The sequence below is a fragment of the Bifidobacterium cuniculi genome (assembly GCF_000741575.1).
GTDB lineage: Bacteria > Actinomycetota > Actinomycetes > Actinomycetales > Bifidobacteriaceae > Bifidobacterium > Bifidobacterium cuniculi.
The window spans coordinates 133846-150979 of the sequence record NZ_JGYV01000010.1 but is presented as its reverse complement, the minus strand read 5'-3'; the positions used below and the strand labels follow the sequence as shown (position 1 = coordinate 150979).

Annotated in this window: 25 protein-coding genes; 19 read left to right on the top strand and 6 right to left on the bottom strand. The window is 60.3% G+C overall.

What is annotated here, in order from left to right; genetic code table 11:
• Nucleotides 1-24 precede the first annotated feature (24 nt).
• Nucleotides 25-753: a hypothetical protein gene (locus tag BCUN_RS07045; RefSeq protein WP_152598058.1), complete on the bottom strand. Its 729-nt coding sequence runs from the start codon at nucleotides 751-753 to the stop codon at nucleotides 25-27.
• 567 nt (nucleotides 754-1320) lie between these two features.
• Here BCUN_RS07045 and BCUN_RS07040 point away from each other — a divergent pair.
• The 16 genes from BCUN_RS07040 (at nucleotide 1321) to BCUN_RS12325 (ending at nucleotide 8826) form a co-directional block, all read left to right on the top strand.
• Nucleotides 1321-1644: a hypothetical protein gene (locus BCUN_RS07040; protein ID WP_152598059.1), complete on the top strand. Its 324-nt coding sequence runs from the start codon at nucleotides 1321-1323 to the stop codon at nucleotides 1642-1644.
• A gap of 137 nt (nucleotides 1645-1781) precedes the next feature.
• On the top strand, nucleotides 1782-2060 hold the full coding sequence (locus BCUN_RS07035; protein ID WP_152598060.1) for a WhiB family transcriptional regulator: 279 nt from the start codon (nucleotides 1782-1784) through the stop codon (nucleotides 2058-2060).
• Nucleotides 2053-2643, top strand: coding sequence for a 5' nucleotidase, NT5C type (locus tag BCUN_RS07030; RefSeq protein ID WP_033515571.1), 591 nt, complete (start codon nucleotides 2053-2055; stop codon nucleotides 2641-2643). The genes BCUN_RS07035 and BCUN_RS07030 overlap by 8 nt, the downstream gene beginning before the upstream one ends.
• Nucleotides 2640-2903, top strand: a complete 264-nt coding sequence (locus tag BCUN_RS07025; RefSeq protein WP_033515573.1) for a hypothetical protein — start codon at nucleotides 2640-2642, stop codon at nucleotides 2901-2903. The genes BCUN_RS07030 and BCUN_RS07025 overlap by 4 nt, the downstream gene beginning before the upstream one ends.
• Nucleotides 2900-3118, top strand: coding sequence for a hypothetical protein (locus BCUN_RS07020; RefSeq protein ID WP_033515575.1), 219 nt, complete (start codon nucleotides 2900-2902; stop codon nucleotides 3116-3118). The genes BCUN_RS07025 and BCUN_RS07020 overlap by 4 nt, the downstream gene beginning before the upstream one ends.
• 34 nt (nucleotides 3119-3152) lie before the next feature.
• Entirely contained in the window at nucleotides 3153-3302 is a 150-nt protein-coding gene (locus BCUN_RS12330) for a hypothetical protein (RefSeq protein ID WP_153802323.1), read from the top strand.
• Complete coding sequence (locus BCUN_RS07015) at nucleotides 3299-3736, top strand: hypothetical protein (protein WP_033515577.1); 438 nt, start codon at nucleotides 3299-3301, stop codon at nucleotides 3734-3736. Before BCUN_RS12330 ends, BCUN_RS07015 begins: the two co-directional genes overlap by 4 nt.
• A 364-nt stretch (nucleotides 3737-4100) precedes the next feature.
• The gene (locus BCUN_RS07010) at nucleotides 4101-4499 is read left to right on the top strand and encodes a hypothetical protein (RefSeq protein WP_033515579.1); all 399 of its coding nucleotides are present in this window, start codon (nucleotides 4101-4103) and stop codon (nucleotides 4497-4499) included.
• Complete coding sequence (locus BCUN_RS07005) at nucleotides 4496-4828, top strand: DUF1828 domain-containing protein (protein ID WP_160257626.1); 333 nt, start codon at nucleotides 4496-4498, stop codon at nucleotides 4826-4828. Before BCUN_RS07010 ends, BCUN_RS07005 begins: the two co-directional genes overlap by 4 nt.
• Nucleotides 4829-4837: 9 nt before the next feature.
• Nucleotides 4838-5068 carry a hypothetical protein gene (locus tag BCUN_RS07000; RefSeq protein ID WP_034258502.1) on the top strand — a complete coding sequence of 77 codons (231 nt, stop codon included), beginning with the start codon at nucleotides 4838-4840 and terminating at the stop codon, nucleotides 5066-5068.
• Between the two features lie 76 nt (nucleotides 5069-5144).
• Nucleotides 5145-5501, top strand: coding sequence for a hypothetical protein (locus BCUN_RS06995; protein WP_156100138.1), 357 nt, complete (start codon nucleotides 5145-5147; stop codon nucleotides 5499-5501).
• Between the two features lie 14 nt (nucleotides 5502-5515).
• The gene (locus BCUN_RS06990; protein WP_081895599.1) at nucleotides 5516-6298 is read left to right on the top strand and encodes a CHAP domain-containing protein; all 783 of its coding nucleotides are present in this window, start codon (nucleotides 5516-5518) and stop codon (nucleotides 6296-6298) included.
• A 13-nt stretch (nucleotides 6299-6311) separates the two neighbouring features.
• Nucleotides 6312-6530, top strand: coding sequence for a hypothetical protein (locus BCUN_RS06985; RefSeq protein WP_033515587.1), 219 nt, complete (start codon nucleotides 6312-6314; stop codon nucleotides 6528-6530).
• A gap of 18 nt (nucleotides 6531-6548) precedes the next feature.
• Complete coding sequence (locus tag BCUN_RS06980) at nucleotides 6549-6875, top strand: hypothetical protein (protein WP_152598064.1); 327 nt, start codon at nucleotides 6549-6551, stop codon at nucleotides 6873-6875.
• A gap of 79 nt (nucleotides 6876-6954) precedes the next feature.
• Complete coding sequence (locus BCUN_RS06975; RefSeq protein WP_033515591.1) at nucleotides 6955-8082, top strand: RNA ligase family protein; 1128 nt, start codon at nucleotides 6955-6957, stop codon at nucleotides 8080-8082.
• Nucleotides 8083-8667: 585 nt separating this feature from the next.
• A complete protein-coding gene (locus BCUN_RS12325; protein ID WP_156100137.1) occupies nucleotides 8668-8826 on the top strand; it encodes a hypothetical protein in 159 nt (52 codons plus the stop codon).
• 467 nt (nucleotides 8827-9293) lie between these two features.
• On the opposite strand, the gene BCUN_RS06960 is transcribed toward BCUN_RS12325, so the two are convergent.
• The 5 genes from BCUN_RS06960 to BCUN_RS06940 form a co-directional block, all read right to left on the bottom strand.
• Nucleotides 9294-9494: a hypothetical protein gene (locus BCUN_RS06960; RefSeq protein ID WP_033515597.1), complete on the bottom strand. Its 201-nt coding sequence runs from the start codon at nucleotides 9492-9494 to the stop codon at nucleotides 9294-9296.
• A 76-nt stretch (nucleotides 9495-9570) separates the two neighbouring features.
• Nucleotides 9571-9906, bottom strand: a complete 336-nt coding sequence (locus BCUN_RS06955) for a hypothetical protein (protein ID WP_033515599.1) — start codon at nucleotides 9904-9906, stop codon at nucleotides 9571-9573.
• Nucleotides 9907-10204: 298 nt separating this feature from the next.
• Nucleotides 10205-11374: a hypothetical protein gene (locus BCUN_RS06950; RefSeq protein ID WP_152598065.1), complete on the bottom strand. Its 1170-nt coding sequence runs from the start codon at nucleotides 11372-11374 to the stop codon at nucleotides 10205-10207.
• Between the two features lie 199 nt (nucleotides 11375-11573).
• Nucleotides 11574-12296 (bottom strand): hypothetical protein, encoded by a 723-nt coding sequence (locus BCUN_RS06945; protein WP_129870821.1) that lies wholly within the window; start codon nucleotides 12294-12296, stop codon nucleotides 11574-11576.
• Between the two features lie 55 nt (nucleotides 12297-12351).
• Nucleotides 12352-12678, bottom strand: a complete 327-nt coding sequence (locus tag BCUN_RS06940) for a DUF3846 domain-containing protein (protein WP_033515604.1) — start codon at nucleotides 12676-12678, stop codon at nucleotides 12352-12354.
• 947 nt (nucleotides 12679-13625) lie between these two features.
• Between BCUN_RS06940 and BCUN_RS06935 the strand changes: the two genes are divergently transcribed.
• The 3 genes from BCUN_RS06935 to BCUN_RS06925 all read left to right on the top strand — a co-directional run bounded on the left by BCUN_RS06935 (nucleotide 13626) and on the right by BCUN_RS06925 (nucleotide 17100).
• Complete coding sequence (locus BCUN_RS06935; RefSeq protein ID WP_033515622.1) at nucleotides 13626-14669, top strand: hypothetical protein; 1044 nt, start codon at nucleotides 13626-13628, stop codon at nucleotides 14667-14669.
• The gene (locus tag BCUN_RS06930) at nucleotides 14644-15192 is read left to right on the top strand and encodes a hypothetical protein (protein WP_033515624.1); all 549 of its coding nucleotides are present in this window, start codon (nucleotides 14644-14646) and stop codon (nucleotides 15190-15192) included. The genes BCUN_RS06935 and BCUN_RS06930 overlap by 26 nt, the downstream gene beginning before the upstream one ends.
• A gap of 849 nt (nucleotides 15193-16041) precedes the next feature.
• Nucleotides 16042-17100, top strand: coding sequence for a hypothetical protein (locus tag BCUN_RS06925; RefSeq protein ID WP_033515626.1), 1059 nt, complete (start codon nucleotides 16042-16044; stop codon nucleotides 17098-17100).
• Nucleotides 17101-17134 lie beyond the last annotated feature (34 nt).

The following is a 17134-nucleotide window of genomic DNA, read 5'->3' as shown; positions in this document are numbered from 1 at the left end:
GCATGACCACAGACGGAAACGGCGCTAGAACTCCGGTTCGTCCACCGGCTCGAACAACCCACGCAACCCCAACACGTCCAACCGGTCCCAACATTCGCCGGGCAACACCACACGCCGGCCGAACACCACCGCCTCACGCGCACCCCATCGGCCTGGCCTATCCGGACGGGCCGTGCATTGGGCGAGCGCGAACACGGTGTGCGGACCAGACCCGGGGTAGAGCCAACCGGGCACCGCCAGCATGGACTCGAACCCGTGGGCCACGTCCTCGCACACCGGATCCCACCGGCCGTCCGACACGTATTGCGTAGTGCGTGTCTGCAACACGGCCAACGCCCACACCCGTGGATGGTGGCGGGCTATGTGGGCGCAATGCATGAGCACACCCATGCGCGCCGCCGCGCGCACCGGGTCCTCCCCGGTGTCCCGCACCAACCGGTCCGCCGCCTGTCGTGGTGTGTCCCCGTGGGGGATGGGCGCCATGAGCAGGCGCTCACAGCCTGGTGTGTGCAACCATTGCCAATCGTCCATGCCGCCATGCTCCCATTCCTCCACTTCGGGCAGGAACAGGTACGGCGCCCGTCCGGTCCGCAACGATTCGGCCAACGCATGGGTGTGCACGCCGTCCGTGTCATCCACCCACACGGGTGCCTCCTGTCCGATGGCGTGGTGCAACCGCCATGCGGCATCCAGCGTGCGCACCATCGGATCCTGCGTGCCGTCCCATATCAGGGAACCCAACGGGAAACTCATCATGGCCCCATCAATGCGTCCACTGCTCGTTTCGGTTCGCCACGCAAGGCGGCCACGGTCGACGCCCATGGTCTGCCATGGGGCGAACGGGCGTATTCCCCCGTGTTTTGCATGGTTCGTGGTGCGTGCCCTCCCTAAAGAAAAGCATGATCGGTGTGGTGGTGCGGCTGGTGGTTGTGTTGCGTTGATTGCGTGATGGTGTGTCTGTCTGTTCTGTGGTTGCATGATGTGCGTTGTGTTGGTTGATGGGTGCATGGCAGTGATGGTGGTGTGGCTGGGGGATTGGTGCGATTGGTTGGTGTGGTTTGTGTGTGTGGAAAAAGCGGGTGTTGGGATGATGGTGGTTGTGTTCGTTCTGTTTTTGGTGTTCCCTTTTTGGTGTTCCCTTTTTGCGGTCCGTCGGAAAAGTGTGCGCTTGCGCTGCGGACGGTGCCGTGCGCCACAGGGGCGCGCAGGGTGCGGATTTGCGTGGCGCTACCGGCGGCGGTTCCATTGGATGCGATACATGGGGTGGTGCGCATTGGGTCCTGATGCGGGTGCGGTGGTGTGTGACGCATAGGGCGGGTCATGAACAAACATGATGGCAGGATGGTGGCCGCACCGCAGGTGAGTGACACGTTGGATGTGGTCGACGGGTCGGGTGCACGCACCCGGATCCGTGTGCGGTATGTGTGCGTGGACCCTGACGGCGTGTTCCATGTGCACGCCGATGGGACAGACACCGTGTTCCGGATTGATGGGTCGGGCCGTGGGGGCCCGGGATTGTGGACGGTGGAACGTACGTTGCCGTCCGGTCCGCTCACATTCCCCAATGACGAACCGGAGCGGGACGCGTGCCGGATGTGCGCCATGGCGTCGTTGTTGGAGTTTCCCGATGTGGGGGAGGTGTAGGCCGCATGCGTGATCGGATTATGGATGTGTTGGTGATGCTGTTGGGGTATGCACTTCAAGTGGCGTTGCGTGTGGACCATTGGTTGCACCCGGCCCGGCCCCGGTTGGACGGGTTGGACCGGTGATGGGAGGAAAGGATGGTGGCCATCATGGTGTCTGGCCGTGAGTGGATGCGCCGTGGGTTGTGCGCGTCCGGCGCGTATGACCCGGACATGTTCTTCGACGCGTTGCGTGAGGAGCTCGCCTGCCGGGTGTGTGACAAGTGCCCGGTGCGTGACCGGTGTTTGCAGCATGCGGTCGAGGAGCATGAGTCGTATGGCGTGTGGGGTGGTAAAACCCCCGCGGAACGTGTCGTGTTGACGCGCCGGTGGCGCATGGTGCAGGAGGGGAGGACGCGTCGTGCGCATCATGGTTGACCTGGACAACACGTTGGCGGATTACACAGGCGCGTTGCGGCACCACTTGAGGAGCGGCCATGTGTATGACCCGTTGGACGGGTATGCGATGGCCGACCCGTGCGAGTACGGGTTGTGGCGTGACCCGTCATGGCCGTTCGCCTCATATGAGGCGTATGCGGACGCCCACCGTAGTGCGGTGATGGACGGGTTGTATCTGGCGGAACATCCCTATCCGCATGCGATGCGCGCCCTGTGGCGGTTGGTTGAGGACGGCCATGATCTGCTCATCGCCACCAGCCGCACGGACGATGAGCGGTTCAGGCAGACGTTCGCATGGTTCGACCGCCACTGGTTCGATCCCGCGCACGGCCCGACCGAATACGATGTCGCGTTCCATTTCGGCGACAAGAGTCTCGTGGATGTGGACGTCGCCTTCGAGGACGATCCGTGCACCATTGCCGCGCTTACCGACAAGGGCGTCACCGTTATCCACCCGGACCACCCGTACTGCCGTGACAGTGAAGGCATCACCATGCGTGATTGGAGACAGGCGCCCGGCATCATCCGGCAACTGCAAGAAGACAAGGAGAGCACAAGGTGACCGATACGCACAGTTTGATTGACGCGCAAACCCTGACGGACATGATTCTGGCCGAGGACACGCGCCTGCACCGTCTGATCGGACAGGAGATCATGGACGCGAAACAGCAGCTCACCGACCGGACTGGGGACACCAGCGCCCTGCCGTTGCTGATCGCCGCATTGGAACGCGTCAGCCGGCAATGCGACCCGTCCGTTCCGGCCGCACGGTTGCGGGCGCAACGCATTGCGCTCACCATGCTCAACAAGGAGGCGGCATGATCAACGTGTCGCAGCAACGCGCCCTGCTGCATGGCATCATCGCCGAATGCGCACGGTTGGAACAGGAACGCACCAGCCGGGCAGAACAGGTGATGGGGATTGGGCATGCGAACGCCGACCCATACACCGACCCATACACCGACGGGTACTTGGATGCGTTGACGGCCGTCGATGCGTACTGCACACGCCTCGACAACGGCATGTGGAAACCCTGACCCATCACCAAACCATATGTAAGGAACAGACCAGTTGACCAGTGAACAACGCAAGGAGATGGCCCGCACATGGACGAAATGCCATGTGCCCGTGTCGGACATCACCCGCCTGTTGGAGATCAGCGCGGAGGAACTCGACATGATCCTCAGCGAACAACCGGAACCGGAAGGAACCACGCAATGAACGTCACATGGATACGACGCACGCAATGCGCATGGCATGCACACGGCCTGTTGCATGACACCATGCTGTTGGTTGGCGCATACCAACAGTTGGCCGTACGGTTGGCGGACGGGTTCGACGAGGACGTGTTCGCCACCGCGCGCACCATCCGCCAACTGATCGAACACGGGGTCGACAAGATGGAAGCGTACCTGATCGCAGGGCGGCTGCCGGACACATGGGCAGCCAAACAACGTGAACACCTGACGGCCGTAATCGACCAGACGGACGCGCTCATGGACAAGGCCCGCACCCAACACAACGAGATGCTGCTGTTGGAGTACGAGGCGAACGGTGTTCCCGGCCATGTTCTCGAACGTATCCGGCAGGCCATGGCCGGCACGGACGGGTTGTTGGGCGGCATCGAGGTCATGCCCGTGCCTGGTGAGGAGTGAGCATGCGACTGGATTGCCCATGCGACCTGTGCGGCAAAACCCGCGGTCGGGACAAGCGGCCTTGGCAGCATTTCGTGGACATGCTCGACCATCACCACCACCGGTGTCCGGACCATTGGCAGGTGCGGTGCCTGGCCTGTGGCGCATGGCCCTTGCCGCGACCCATCATATGCTCACCATCGACGGGGGCGCATCATAGGGGGATGCGACGCGGACATCCACCTGATCACCGGGGTGTGCGCGGACACCATCCGTGGCATCCTGACCGCCCCGGCCGACACCACCCCTGTTCCACCAGCCTGCGAACACCCCGACCCCATGGACGCATTGTTCGCCTGACCCCACATGTGAAAGGACAACGGTCATGAGCGCGAACCACAACCCAGCCGATGCCACCGGCGCCTCCCTGTTATTGGTTCCGCCGATCCTCATCGTCGCCACCCATATGGGGGGCCTGCTGGCCACACCCATGCAAACCGACGCGGAACGGCAGCGGCGTCGGATCGAGACTGTATGCGGCCAATGCGGCGACAGCGACACGGTGGTCGCCACCTGTCGCACTTGGGGGGAGCTTGACCTGGAGCTCATGGCGTTGGCCGGTGACGGGTGGGCCAGTGACGAGCTGACCGGCATCGCCAAACAAGCCGCCTTGCGATACTGCCCGCAGGTGGACAAGTGGTCCGTGGGTGAATTGGCGGCGCGCTTGTGCGCACGGGCGGCGCAATGGTGGGATGACAATGACACATGGGAGGACGAAGCATGATCACAGCCAACCACAGTGCACGACGGTCGGACAGATCGGATGGGGGTGTGATGCTTCCGGTGGTGTTGCCGCTCATGGACGCCAAAGGCGATCTGGTACGGGTGTATGTGCAGGTGCAAGCCGGGCGGGTGCGTGTCAGTGATGATGGATGGTTCCTGTTCGACGCGGTATGCGCGGGCGTGTCCCAGACACGGTTGGCGAGTGTTGCGGCCCGTCATGGCGGTTGTGTGGAGGACGGGTGCGTGGTGTTCGACTTCCCTTTGGATGTGACCGTGGAATATGCGTTCGGTCGTGTTTTGGGGTTCGTGCGGGACTGGTCGGACGCATAGGGGTGGGGCATGAGTGCATTGAATGAGCCTACTGATCTTGGGGTGGTGCGGTTGGATTACCGTACCGGGTTCCATCTGGGTATGGCGTTGCGGCATTTGCGGGAGACCGTGGACAGTCTCAACGAGGTGTGCGCCCGGTTGCGTGCCGACGGGCATGGGGAGCTTGCGGACGAGTGGGAGGCGACACTGGTCGCGGAACTGCACACGGTGGGCCGTGTGCTCCAACAACAACTCAACTAGCCAATGGGGGGAGTATCGCGTTGAGTGATATGCGCCAGGCAATGGTGGGATGGCATCGGCATATCGGAGGACAAGCATGATTGCAAACAACCATAGGACACGACGGTCATATAGGCGTGTGCACGGCGTGGTCACCCGCATGTACGCGCACAGTTTCGATATGGCCGACCGGGACGGCATGACCGTGCATGCGCTCTTCCCCGACCGGCTCGCCACGATGGCACACGGATTGGGCAAAGGCAGTGTCGTGGACGCGTACGGGTTGATCACCCATGACGGGAGGCAGTGCGTCATGCGGGTGGAACGCCTCGAACGGTTCACGCCACACCCGCACCGAACCGTCACGGCCGCCGACCTGCCCCGTCCTGGTTTTGATTTCACCGACGGGTTGGGGTCCGTCGCCTACGTCCGGCAATTGCGTGACGACGAGTAGAAAGGACACAGAGTATGAGCGGTGCGCATGCGAAACCATTGACCCGACGCCAACTGCGACAACGGAACCGTATCGGCAAATGGACGGCCGGCGTCATGTCCCTGTTGTTGTTAGGTGGCGCCACCATGTGCGCGCTCACCATGCCCGGCACCCCCACCGCGCTCGGTGTGCCCGACCGCAGCCCGACCCCCGCCATCACCCGCAGTGTGGACGGGCCCACCGTGTCCCGCACCTCCACCCGTGAGGCGTTGGCTGATGGCGTGGAGGCGGTGAGTGTGGATTCCACCGGCACATGGACCATGGGCAATGACCGTATCGACGTGGAGCGGCTCACCCGCGCCACACCCGAACCCACTGACCTGCATCATGCGAAAGCCACGGAACAGACCGTGGACCTGCTCAACGACACCGACATACCAGCCGATACGACCGTCAGCACCCCGGCCGCCACGGGGGATAGTGGCAACATGTACCCGTGGGGGCAGTGCACATGGTGGGCGTACGTGCGCCGCCACCAACTGGGGTTGCCGGTCGGATCGTATTTCGGCAACGGGCAGGCATGGGCCGCTTCGGCCGCGCGCTTGGGGTACACGGTCACCCATGGGCCCACGGTGGGTGCCATCATCGTGTTCCAACCCGGACAAGCCGGCGCCGACCTGACCTATGGGCATGTCGCCATCGTCGAACAGGTCCACGGGGACGGCAGCATCACGATCTCGGAAAGCAACGCGCAAGGATTGGGTGTCATCTCCAACCGCACCCTTGCGAACGCCAACCAATACACCTACATCCAGTAGAAAGGCGTCCGCCATGAGCCGCACCTACACCACCATCCGCTACAACGCATTGGAACGCAAAGCCCTGGCGCACGGCTACCCGGACACGGAAACCTACCTGCGCCACACACCCCGATTGCGCCACCGCCTCTACCAATGCCCGGTCGGACGCGATTGTTCCACATGCAGGGGCAACCGGTTGCACACCAACACCGTCCGCCGCTTGGCCGCACAACAACGGCAGACCCAGTGAACAGGAAAGGCGGCGACCATGTGGGCGACATGTTGCAACGGGTTGACCATTGGACTTGCAGTATGCATCACCATCCGCATATGGCATCCGCAACGCCAACACCGTCCCGTATTGGCGGACGCCATGGTCTTCCGGCTGTTCGCGGCTGCGATGGCCGCAGAGATCGGCGCAATCGTCCTCGAACTGTGCCAATCCAACCCCAATTGGCTGGCGGTACTCATCGACCTGTGCGCGGTCGCCTTCATGCTGCCGATCAGGCGGCTATGGCATTTGAGCCGGCGCCGGTGGCCACGAACAGCCGGCCTCCCATCGTCCAATGCCACCGGCGACAAGGAAACGAAATGAACAGGACGCATAGGCATCCACAACCCATACCGGTAGGCGAATCCATTCTTTTTGCATGTAATCGAGAAAGGCGGTGCCTATGAGCATCCGTACGCTTGTCAGTGTCCAGACCATCACCCGGATCGACCCGATTGCGGGAGCGGACCGGATTGTGCTCGCCCATGTGCTTGGGTGGAAGGTCATCATCAGCAAAGACATGGGCCTTGCTGTGGGCGACCGGGTCGCGTATTTCGAGACCGACAGCCTATTGCCCGAAACCGATCCGCGCTACAGCCAGTTCATGCCGCGTGGGGTGCGCCACATGGCCTTCACTGATCCGGATACGGGTGAGACCATGGAGGTGTCGGGCCATGTGCTGCGCACGATGAAGATGCGTGGCGTCTACTCGCAGGGCCTGATCATGCCGTTGCCTGAATTGGGGCTGGATCCCTCGCTGCCGGTGGGCTCGGACATCACCGAAGCGTGCCATGTCATCAAGTATGAGCCGCCCGTGTTCACCGGCCGTGGCGCCAACCGTCAGGACAAGGCATTGCAGCGTGCAGCGCAAGGCATCATTGGCGAGTTCAACGCGCCATGCTCCAAGTCGGATGCCCCACGTGCCCAGACCCTCACCGGCATCTGGCATGAACTATGCAAACTGGAGGCGGTGCCTACGGTGAAAGTGGACGGGATGAGCCTGACGTTCTTCTTCGACGGCAGCGAGTTGCGCATGTTCACCCGCAACTATGAGGTCGATCCCACACACCCGGATTGGCGGGACGCATGCGAGCTCGCGCACCGTTATTTCACCTCACGTATCGGCGGGTTGAGCGTGTTCGACATCGGCATGGGCATGTGTGTGCAGGCCGAATACGCCGGGCCCGGCATCAACGGCAACCGGCAGAAGCTAGCCAAGCGTGACCTGTTCGTGTTCGCCGTCTGGCAGGACGGGGAGAAACTGCCGCGTGACGAATGGGAGGGCTCGTTCCTTGCGCACGCGGCCCCTGAAATCAACCCGTGGGAGTACCCGCTCGCCGACAGCATGGACACGTTGATCAGTGCCGTGGACGGCATGCGTGGCCGGATCACACCGAACGTGCTGGACGAGGGCATCGTCTGGCATCTCAACCCGGACCAGCCCATCCCCGATACGGTACGCGGCGAGTTGGGAGACAACCTGTGCTTCAAGATCATCAACAATTCGTATCTGACCAAACACCATCTATAAGCAGCACGCACCCGTAAAACTTCGGACAGCAATGCTGGAGTTTCCTACGCCATAACAACACGGAAAACAATGACTAGCGACATGGAAGGAGCCTTCATGGAATGTCTCACCCGCATATGGTTGCAATGCGACAATCCACGGTTGGCGGAGGCCATACGGTACGGGCGTCGTGTCCTCACTGCGTTTGATGTCCACTCTAATCTTGAGGATACCCGCGTATTGAGTTGCATGGCGTTGGACGCGTACCACAGGATCAGTGGTTTGTCGGAGGAGATGGCGGTCGGGTATCAAAGCGCCGGCCCGATCCGGCGGCATATGGCTGCCAGTGTTGACCGGTATGCCATGCCCGTCATGTGTCATTTGGCAACGGTTGCAGCCACCAAACGGTAGCCATGGCATAGGTGTGTCAGACAGGGTTCGTCGCCGCATGGAACCTGTGCCACAACAATGGAACGAACACACCAATAAGCAAGGAGGACGGTCGTGGTCCAAGGGTTCACACGCCGACAGTGGCCGGCCGATGCCATCAACATGTTACGCAAATATCCTGCGATTGGGGTGTGCGTGCGATGTGGACAGCCACCCATGGTGCGGCTCACCGATTCGGGGCGCGCATGGGCGCACTGGTTCATCGACTGCGACCGGTGCGACCGGCATGCGGACGCGCCCGTATTCGCCAGCATGTACCATCCGGGCGGTTTCAAGGAGGCGATAGAGGCATGGAACACACTCAACACCCAGTAGAGGAACCACACATGCATGACGGGTTCACCCGCCCGTTGATGGTCGTGTGGGATCATCTCCTCCGCACGGTGTATGTGGAACCAATGGAGGGGGATTGGGCCCGGCAACAGGCGTTGATCAGTGAACCATGCGTGGATTGCAACCAATGCGACCAGCCCTTGACCGTTGTGTCCGATTGGGTGACATTGTGCCGGATACTGGCCCGGTACGCCCAATGGGGCATGGGCACCGATGGGCTCATGGGAGCCGCACACCAAGCGGCCGCATACCTTGGCGACCCGGGGGAGGCGGAAGCGGTATTGTCAGTGTTGCACGCCCGGTTGGCGATGATCACACCAACCGTTGCCAACCAGCGTGTCCCGATCCGCAACGGCACTTCTTCAACCCGATTCCCCTTGCGTGGCACCGTACACGATCCGTGTCCGCGCATGTCACACCTGATACCATCGCCCCTTCAGGAGGCGCAGTCAATGTTGGCCGGGTTGTTCCAGGTCCCATAATTGTTCGTCGATCTCGTTGACTTCCTGTTCCAGGCGTGCGATCGCCATACGACGCAACGTGATGGACGTGAACGGGTGCCCGTTGTCGTCATACCCGCGTTTCGCCCACGCCAATTGCGCGTTTTTCTGGTTGCGTAACTCGTGCAGCTGTTCGATGCTCTCCGCCATGGGGCCGCGCCTTTCCAAACGATGATGATGCCCATACTATCCGCCGCATGCGTCTTGACACCACACACCGTATGGCTTACCGCGTCCGGCGCGCCTTTTGCGCACGTTCGTAGCGTTGCGCCTCCATGTACAAAATGAGCGCCGCGTCGGTGGTGTTGTATTGCGCCTGCAATCCGTTGGCGCCACGTTTCATATCCCGCATCAGCTCATCCGGCAACGTGCACACCAGCATCCCATCCTCGGTATGCGCACCATCCCGCATGGCGCGGGTGCACGCGTCCTGCACCCGTTGCGGGTCGACCCCACCCAGCAACGCCATGGATATGGGCGGATAGAACACATTGCCTTGCTCGTCCCTGCGCACATATCCATGCTGTTGCAACCATTGCATCCGGCGTTCCGTCTGACCCATTCCCGGCTCCTTTCCCATATGGTTCCGCGCCCACTGGTGATGCGTCACCCCTTGGGGCGGTGACGCATCACCGGTGGGGTACCACCCAATTGTTCACGGATATGTCAGGGGGCCACCCATGTTGTTGGACCATCATTACCAATGCGCCCGGTGCCACCGGCCCATGAGGGCCGACCGGTTGCACCAATGCCAAGCATGCCACCGGTTCGTGTGCGCCGCATGCCGGGCGGACACGTTCCACATGTTCGCCCGCACCCACCATGTGTGCCACGACTGCGCCCACAGCCACAACCATTGATCAGTTCCAGGTGCGGTTGGCCGCCTCAATGAACCAGGCCGCCACCATGGACCGCACCGCGTCCACATCCACATGGTGCGCATCCACCCGCACCATATCCGGCGCCTCACGTATTAAGGGCATCACCCGGCCGGCCGCCTGGCGCAACAGGGCGCCGTCCACACCTTGCGCAGTGTCGGCGATCACGGCGCGCACATCCCCGTACGTGCGGGCCGTGCACAACCGGGACGCCAACCGGTCGGCGACCCCCTCCATACCCTGCGCCACCAACGCCCGGTGCGCGGCCATATCCCGTTCCAACCGGGCCTGCCGCAACCCGTCCAGGTCACGGCGCAACCGCGCATGCCGCTGTTGGTTTTCCACCTCGACCCGTTCACCATACCGGGCGAGCGTGCGCCGTGTGGCGGCCGGCAGATCATCCGGCAACGCCTGCGGATCCAACTGTTTGCGGGCCAGATACGCGTCACGTTTGCATTGCTGTTCACCCGGCTCATCCCACCGCCACCGTACACTCGCGGCCTGTGGATCCGTGGGGCAACCCACACCAATGCCGAACCGGCAGACGGGTGCCGGTATGCTCGCACCCGTCCCATCGGGAAACGAGACGATACGGCGTGACAGGTCCCGCGGGTCGGGGGCAATGCGGATGGTGGCGCCCTGGAATGCGACAGGGGCGCCCTCCGGTTCATATTGTCCGTCTCGCGCCAACCGGTACCGGTCCGCCACCGACAATTCATGGGCCACCCCGTTGATGGTGACCGTCCCATCCCATTGCACTTGCACCCCACCTTCCTCCACATGGGGCACCTGGTCCGGGTCCGGGTCGGGCCAAGAGCCCGGTTCCACCCCCGTGGCCATGGTGGGTGTCAACGTGTGATCGCGGATGTACTGCCGGTACTCATCAACCCATACACCCGATTGCGGCATGGGTGCCGCATCCGGGTACGCGGCCCGGATCGCCATGGCATACACGCGGCCAAGCTCCCCGGCATCCACCACCGGCATCGTGCAGGCGGCACTGTCCGGGCCGGTGACGGTCGCCACGGTCATGCCCGTATCATCCACATCGAACCCGATGCGGGTGCTCCCGTTGATGGTGATGGTCCCTTGGGTGAAATCACACGACAAGTCGGGGGACACCCACTCGGGGTACGTGTTCAACGTATCCATGAACCGCCGGTACAACTCCCGCACCGCCCTCTCATCCGGTGAGGTGCGGGCCGCCTCCAGTATGGGTGGCAGACCATCCACGCCATGGGGCGACACGTCGTATTGGCCGCCCGTGCCGTTCGGGCTCCCTTTTGGTTTACGTGGCTGGACCATCACATGCCGCCCTTTCCCATGCTCAACCCAATGTGATAGAAGACAACTATGCGTGCGCAACACAGGTGGTTTGGAACTCATCGAGCCAAGTGGGCGCCACCGTGTCCATGTTCGCGGGAATATCCGTGTTGCGCCACACGCCATGCTCCCCGTCCAGGAACCGGTCAAGCGCATCGGTGAGCCGTGCCGCATCCCGTTCACGCACCTCATGGCCCAACGTGCGTTCATGGGCGCGCCACTGGTCGACCTCCCACGCCAGATCCGCCGCACTGTACGACCGGCGGGCGCCGTCACCATGTTCGTCGTACAAGACGGGCATGTCGTGCTTGTCGCACACCACCAGTTGCCCATCCCACGCCGGATCCGTGCCAGAGGCATGGGGTTGGGTGAGCGTGGCCACCACATCACCGTCCGCATAACGCGTGTAACAGGCGTATTGGCCGTGGGTGTCACCGAAGAAAGTGTTGGAGAACACCGGTCCCGGCCGTTCCCCGTCCTCCGGGTCGTAAGGCAGATCCAATGGGGTGACGCCGGTGCCCCGCAGATCGCCTTGGTGCATATTGATGTTCGACCAGTCCAACGCCAACACCTCCCGCGCCGTCATATCCCGCAAATCCGTTCGGGACACCACACCCTCGCCATGTTCGGGCCATACGGCAGGTGTGGGGGAGGTGAGCGTGGGCGGGGTGCCCATGGGGCCGGTGGCATCGGGGGCGAATTGGCCGCCCGTGCCGTTGGGACTTCCTTTGGGCCGTCGCGACTGGACCATGATCATTGGCTCCTTTCCATGGGGCACACTGGTATGGGCTCCTATGCGCGGGGGTTCAGGCCAGCATGTGCTCCAACACCGCCAGATCACCATCCGTCAACCCCACCGTGTCGCCTTGCTCGTCCACGCGGGTGAACACCGCATTGCCGAACACGGGCACAGGATGGTTGTTCACAAGCACCGTGAACGCGAACGGCGCATCGTCCAACAGGAGGCATTCCTCATTGACCCACATGTCAATGTTGCGGACGCGCAGCATGTCCGGCGTGCAGCACTCCACACATCCACCGACCGCGGTTTGCAGCATGCGCAACGCGCCCTCCGGTTCGAACTCCTCCACATGCGCCTGTTGGGTTGTGGCATCGTACACATACGCTTTCATCGCCGGTTCCTTTCCACGAGGTGTGACGGTTTGCTTGCTTTTGCCATGCGTCCCCGACCAGCCCAAACAATGCACACAACAATACACACGGGCGGCATGGAATAATTACCGGAGCGGCAGGATGGCGGCCGGCCATGCGGCACATGTACGCTTCAGTGACACTACAGGAGTCTTCACCGACGCAGCGATGTCGGTGAAGACTCCTCAACCCTACTGCCGATTGGTATCAGGGGCTTCAAAAACACCTTTCTTCACCGACGCAGCGACCTTATAAAGGAACCCTTGGAATCGGCTCCCCTATAGAACGACCCTAAAAGTCGGTGCGTCACCGAAGAAACTTCATAAAACCCATATGGCAGTAGGGATGGGAGCCTTCACCGACTTTCGAATGTCGGTGAAGAAAGTTGGTTTTCTTCACCGACATCGCCCGCACGGTCAGTGAAGAAACCCGCATGTCGGTGAAGAAACCTGCCATGTCACTGCGTCGCTGATCCACGGAAAGACAAAAAACACAAGAATTGATAATTTATTGTTTCAGTCGCTTGATAACAAAAACCAGATACAGGAACCCGCCTATGACACGTCGGGTTCGTCACTGCCGGCAACAATGGATATACTGGCCCCCGAGAACACGTTTCCAGGCAGTATCGCATTAAGCAAGTGCGGCACGCCGATGCACACAGGAGGCGAAAGCATATGTAATGATTGCGGAGAAGCAGAGCATGTGAATACCGGAAATACCAACGCATGTCAGAAAACATGCCTATCGTTTTACTGATCACACCAAACCATCGAATCATACATACGGTCTAATCCAACATTATGGAATATGGTTCTACCGAGACAGGGGGGAATTCCTGTCTGGCGCATGTCCAAACACATCTTCATGCAGAGAAGTATTAAACGCGATGGAACCCGATCATTCCCACTGACGAAAAGGACAACTCATGGTAAAAAGCGCTGCAGGATACGGCATGTTTTGCGTCAAAAACAAACGGAAAACAGACCCAAGGGCAACAGTGCTCGATTTGGGTACGGGATACGGCATACTGACCGCACTTCACTCGTTTCTCAAACATTTCAAAGGTACGATGCTCAAGGATTCCCACACGGAGCGCATCTACTGCATTTCCGATTTTCAAACACATGGAAGCACAATCCTCATCACGGCATTCGCCGGCAGATATGGGGAGGAAAGCATGCTCATGAATATGCAAAACGGAAGGACGCGGTACATACCGGATGATGAGACACCAGTCCGAGAGCTTCGTATGCTTGTGGCCTGCCCCAACATCACGGAGGTGGAATATGCCATGTATGCCATCGAATACGTGGAAGGGATGAATGGATCCTATGTGCTCGCCGAATTCTTAAAACAAATGAGAGCCATATTCAACATCAATATGCCATACAGTCACATCATGGAGAAGGCTGCATGGCTGGATCAGGCCGTGGTGGAGAAAATGAGCGTGCCCTTGAAATCTATTTCCGCACCCCTCACCCTCACCGATGCGGAGTCGGCGCAGCCAGTATCACAGGCGGCGGGACGTTTGAAAATAGTCATCACCCCCGAAACGGGACAGAACATGTTAAATTCCGGTTTCTTCGCCAAACTCCGGGGGAAGAACCCAGCCGATACTCCAGGTCTGCTTACCATTGCAGGTGTAGAAGGCGACCGTATCGACACGGATGGCATTTCCATTCAAGTGCAGGGCCCAGATCAACGCAGGAAAACCTTCCTCCTCGGTGATGAGAAAGGACCTCGGCTATTGGAACAGTTGACCTTTTCAGGGCAGCCACGATTGGATAACAATGTTTTCCGTATGAGGGCAAGCGGGGAAATCAGGTCGAAATACGCGGAATATCAGATCAAACTCACATCGGAATGGGATAAGGGTGACAAAATCAAAAAACTGACGCATGATGAGGAGATCGAATGGCAGCAGCCGAATGGAGGCGATTCACATGACGAACAGGGGACGGCAGCCTGATCGTGCATCGATTCTGCGCCAATATGCCGATGTCCTTTTCAAAGACCATGGACGATATGTGTTCTGGGAGGTGTTCGTTCCCATTGTCGTCGCTAGTGTCGGGTTCATCTTCAACATACGCGTGTCGAATGCGGATATCATCGTGTCCGCGCTTGGTGTGCTCGGCGGTCTGTTGTTCGCCCATGCGATTTTCGTGTTCGATCTGCGAATGAACTATATGCATGTCATAGGGGAACGGTTGAAGCGGGGTGATGCGGATGGGGAGAATCTAACAGTGCCGATGCTGATTGACGACATGTTCTCTGGGGTTGTCTACTCATCTGCATTGTCGTTGTTGGTCACTATGTTGACCGCGTTGGCTTCCTCCTATGGCTGGTATGGCATGCTGTGCAACGTATTGCAACGTATTGTGTCAGCGATGTTCATTGGTGTAATGGCGCATCTGGCGGCATGTATCTGGCGTGTGTTGAAGCTCACGTCAAATGCATATGGATTATTGAGACGAGGGCATTTCAGCGAATGAAACACATGTGATTGCCCCGGGGAAAAGAATTCTTGGCAGAATACATATTCTGCCACGGGCAGATGCCCGCCGCATCGGCGCATGGGGCACCTCGGATGCGGTGGGTATCCGAGGTGGTGCTTAGTTGGTGGTGTCGAACCCGACGTGTCATGGGTGGCTTGGACTTCTCGCGCCAAGATAAAAACGAGCAGGCCATCTTCCTCTGGGCGAATCCTTGCACTATGTTTTTGTTGATAATCGACAAAAACAATATATTTGACAATGCTTGTGTTTTTGTATTTTGGTGGATTGGCGACGCGGTGACATCGCCACAATCTTCACCGACCCGCAACTTTCTTCACCGACTTCTGACATAAGTCACCGAAGAAACATGAGTTTCTTCACCGACTTTCGAATGTCGGTGAAGGCTCATAAACCTACTGCCATATGGGTTTGTGTAAGTTTCTTCGGTGACGCACCGACTTTTAAGGTCTTTCTATAGGGGAGCCGATTTCAAGGGTTCCTTTATAAGGTCACTGCGTCAGTGAAGAAACTTGGTTTTGGAGCCTCTAACCCCAGTCGGCAGTAGGGTTGAGGAGTCTTCACCGACATTGCTGCGTCGGTGAAGACTCCTGTAGGGGCGGTGAAGGGCGCATGAGCGGCTCGGGTGCCCGTCTAGCGCCGTCCGCAGGAAATAACCATTCCCTGCATCGGTAAAAACATGTGTATTGTTTTGTGTTGGAGTGGTGGGGTGGAGTGTGGGCGGATAGGATGGGCGGGTATGGACGCATTGGCCGGGTGACCATACCGGCACGCTTGGCCCCGTACAAGGGGGTTGGGCATGGGAACAGTGAAGGAGAAATCGGGATCATGGGACAGGTGGAGGATACGCAGCGTATCCAGTTGGACGGGTCGGGCGACACGCCTGACGGGCCGGAGCGCCATAAAAAGCATACGGGAGCCATCATCGCCGCCGGTGTCGCCGTCGCAGTGTTGGCGGCAGGTGGCGTCTGGTGGGCCGTCGCCTCGCATCAGACCACCCAGTTGGCGCAGGCGCAGGAGTCGTGCGCGCAGGCGGCCGACCGGTTGCGTGTGGCGCAGAACAACTATAATGCGTTGATCAACGGGGACGAGTACAAGACGGCGGTGCAGGTCACGGACAAACAGGTCGAGGACAGTGAGACGGTCGCCGTTCTGGCCAAGGACAGTCAGGAACGGACCCCTGCGATGGTGGCGTGCAATGTGGACGGCAAGTCCGCGCTCGAACACAATGCGGCCCTGATCGACAAGAACACGTCCTGGTACGAGACCCACACGAAGACCCTGGACGCGGACGTGAGGGGCGTCATGGAGTCGCGTGATGCGAAAACGTTGAAGGACGCGCAAACCGCGTTGGGCAAGAAGATCACGGACGCGAAGAAACTGTACGATGCCTCCAAGGACAAGGTCAAGGACAACAAGACCCGTGACGCGTTGAAGAAGCAACTGGATGCGGCCGGCAACGCCAAGGACGGCAAGGATGTGCAGAAGATCAAGGATGCGCAGGCCGGGTTGGATAAGGCCATGAAACAGGTCAACGGGAGCGTGAAGGCCAAGAGCGAGGCCGATAGGAAGGCGGCGGAGGAGAAGGCTCGCAAGGAGGCCGAAGCGGCGGCCGCAGCCCAGGCGCAGGCGAGCAGTCAGGCGCAACAGTCGTATACGGCGCCGCAACAGTCGTATACCCCCACGTATACGGCACCTGCCGCGCCACAGTATACGGCACCGTCGGTTCCGCAGTATACGGCGCCGCAGCAGACGGCGCCTGTACAGCCGGCGCAGCCCGCACAACCGTCCAAACCCAACACAGGCAGCGGGCCCGTCAGCGGCGGACACGGATGCAATGAGGGTAACTGCAGCAGCACCCCCGACCTTGGATACATCCCGAGGTAGATGGCAACCGCAGAGCATGGTTGCTGCGGGGGGG

Coding starts and splice junctions, on each gene's coding strand:
- BCUN_RS07015 (WP_033515577.1), top strand. CDS start 3,299: ATGAACGTCACATGGATACGACGCACGCAATGCGCATGGCATGCACAC.
- BCUN_RS06980 (WP_152598064.1), top strand. CDS start 6,549: ATGTGGGCGACATGTTGCAACGGGTTGACCATTGGACTTGCAGTATGC.
- BCUN_RS07010 (WP_033515579.1), top strand. CDS start 4,101: ATGAGCGCGAACCACAACCCAGCCGATGCCACCGGCGCCTCCCTGTTA.
- BCUN_RS07000 (WP_034258502.1), top strand. CDS start 4,838: ATGAGTGCATTGAATGAGCCTACTGATCTTGGGGTGGTGCGGTTGGAT.
- BCUN_RS06935 (WP_033515622.1), top strand. CDS start 13,626: ATGGTAAAAAGCGCTGCAGGATACGGCATGTTTTGCGTCAAAAACAAA.
- BCUN_RS07040 (WP_152598059.1), top strand. CDS start 1,321: ATGAACAAACATGATGGCAGGATGGTGGCCGCACCGCAGGTGAGTGAC.
- BCUN_RS06950 (WP_152598065.1), bottom strand. CDS start 11,374: ATGGATACGTTGAACACGTACCCCGAGTGGGTGTCCCCCGACTTGTCG.
- BCUN_RS06925 (WP_033515626.1), top strand. CDS start 16,042: ATGGGACAGGTGGAGGATACGCAGCGTATCCAGTTGGACGGGTCGGGC.
- BCUN_RS06960 (WP_033515597.1), bottom strand. CDS start 9,494: ATGGCGGAGAGCATCGAACAGCTGCACGAGTTACGCAACCAGAAAAAC.
- BCUN_RS06975 (WP_033515591.1), top strand. CDS start 6,955: ATGAGCATCCGTACGCTTGTCAGTGTCCAGACCATCACCCGGATCGAC.
- BCUN_RS07020 (WP_033515575.1), top strand. CDS start 2,900: ATGATCAACGTGTCGCAGCAACGCGCCCTGCTGCATGGCATCATCGCC.
- BCUN_RS06995 (WP_156100138.1), top strand. CDS start 5,145: ATGATTGCAAACAACCATAGGACACGACGGTCATATAGGCGTGTGCAC.
- BCUN_RS06955 (WP_033515599.1), bottom strand. CDS start 9,906: ATGGGTCAGACGGAACGCCGGATGCAATGGTTGCAACAGCATGGATAT.
- BCUN_RS12325 (WP_156100137.1), top strand. CDS start 8,668: ATGGTGCGGCTCACCGATTCGGGGCGCGCATGGGCGCACTGGTTCATC.
- BCUN_RS07045 (WP_152598058.1), bottom strand. CDS start 753: ATGAGTTTCCCGTTGGGTTCCCTGATATGGGACGGCACGCAGGATCCG.
- BCUN_RS07030 (WP_033515571.1), top strand. CDS start 2,053: ATGGTTGACCTGGACAACACGTTGGCGGATTACACAGGCGCGTTGCGG.
- BCUN_RS06940 (WP_033515604.1), bottom strand. CDS start 12,678: ATGAAAGCGTATGTGTACGATGCCACAACCCAACAGGCGCATGTGGAG.
- BCUN_RS06985 (WP_033515587.1), top strand. CDS start 6,312: ATGAGCCGCACCTACACCACCATCCGCTACAACGCATTGGAACGCAAA.
- BCUN_RS06930 (WP_033515624.1), top strand. CDS start 14,644: ATGACGAACAGGGGACGGCAGCCTGATCGTGCATCGATTCTGCGCCAA.
- BCUN_RS07005 (WP_160257626.1), top strand. CDS start 4,496: ATGATCACAGCCAACCACAGTGCACGACGGTCGGACAGATCGGATGGG.
- BCUN_RS06945 (WP_129870821.1), bottom strand. CDS start 12,296: ATGGTCCAGTCGCGACGGCCCAAAGGAAGTCCCAACGGCACGGGCGGC.
- BCUN_RS07035 (WP_152598060.1), top strand. CDS start 1,782: ATGGTGGCCATCATGGTGTCTGGCCGTGAGTGGATGCGCCGTGGGTTG.
- BCUN_RS06990 (WP_081895599.1), top strand. CDS start 5,516: ATGAGCGGTGCGCATGCGAAACCATTGACCCGACGCCAACTGCGACAA.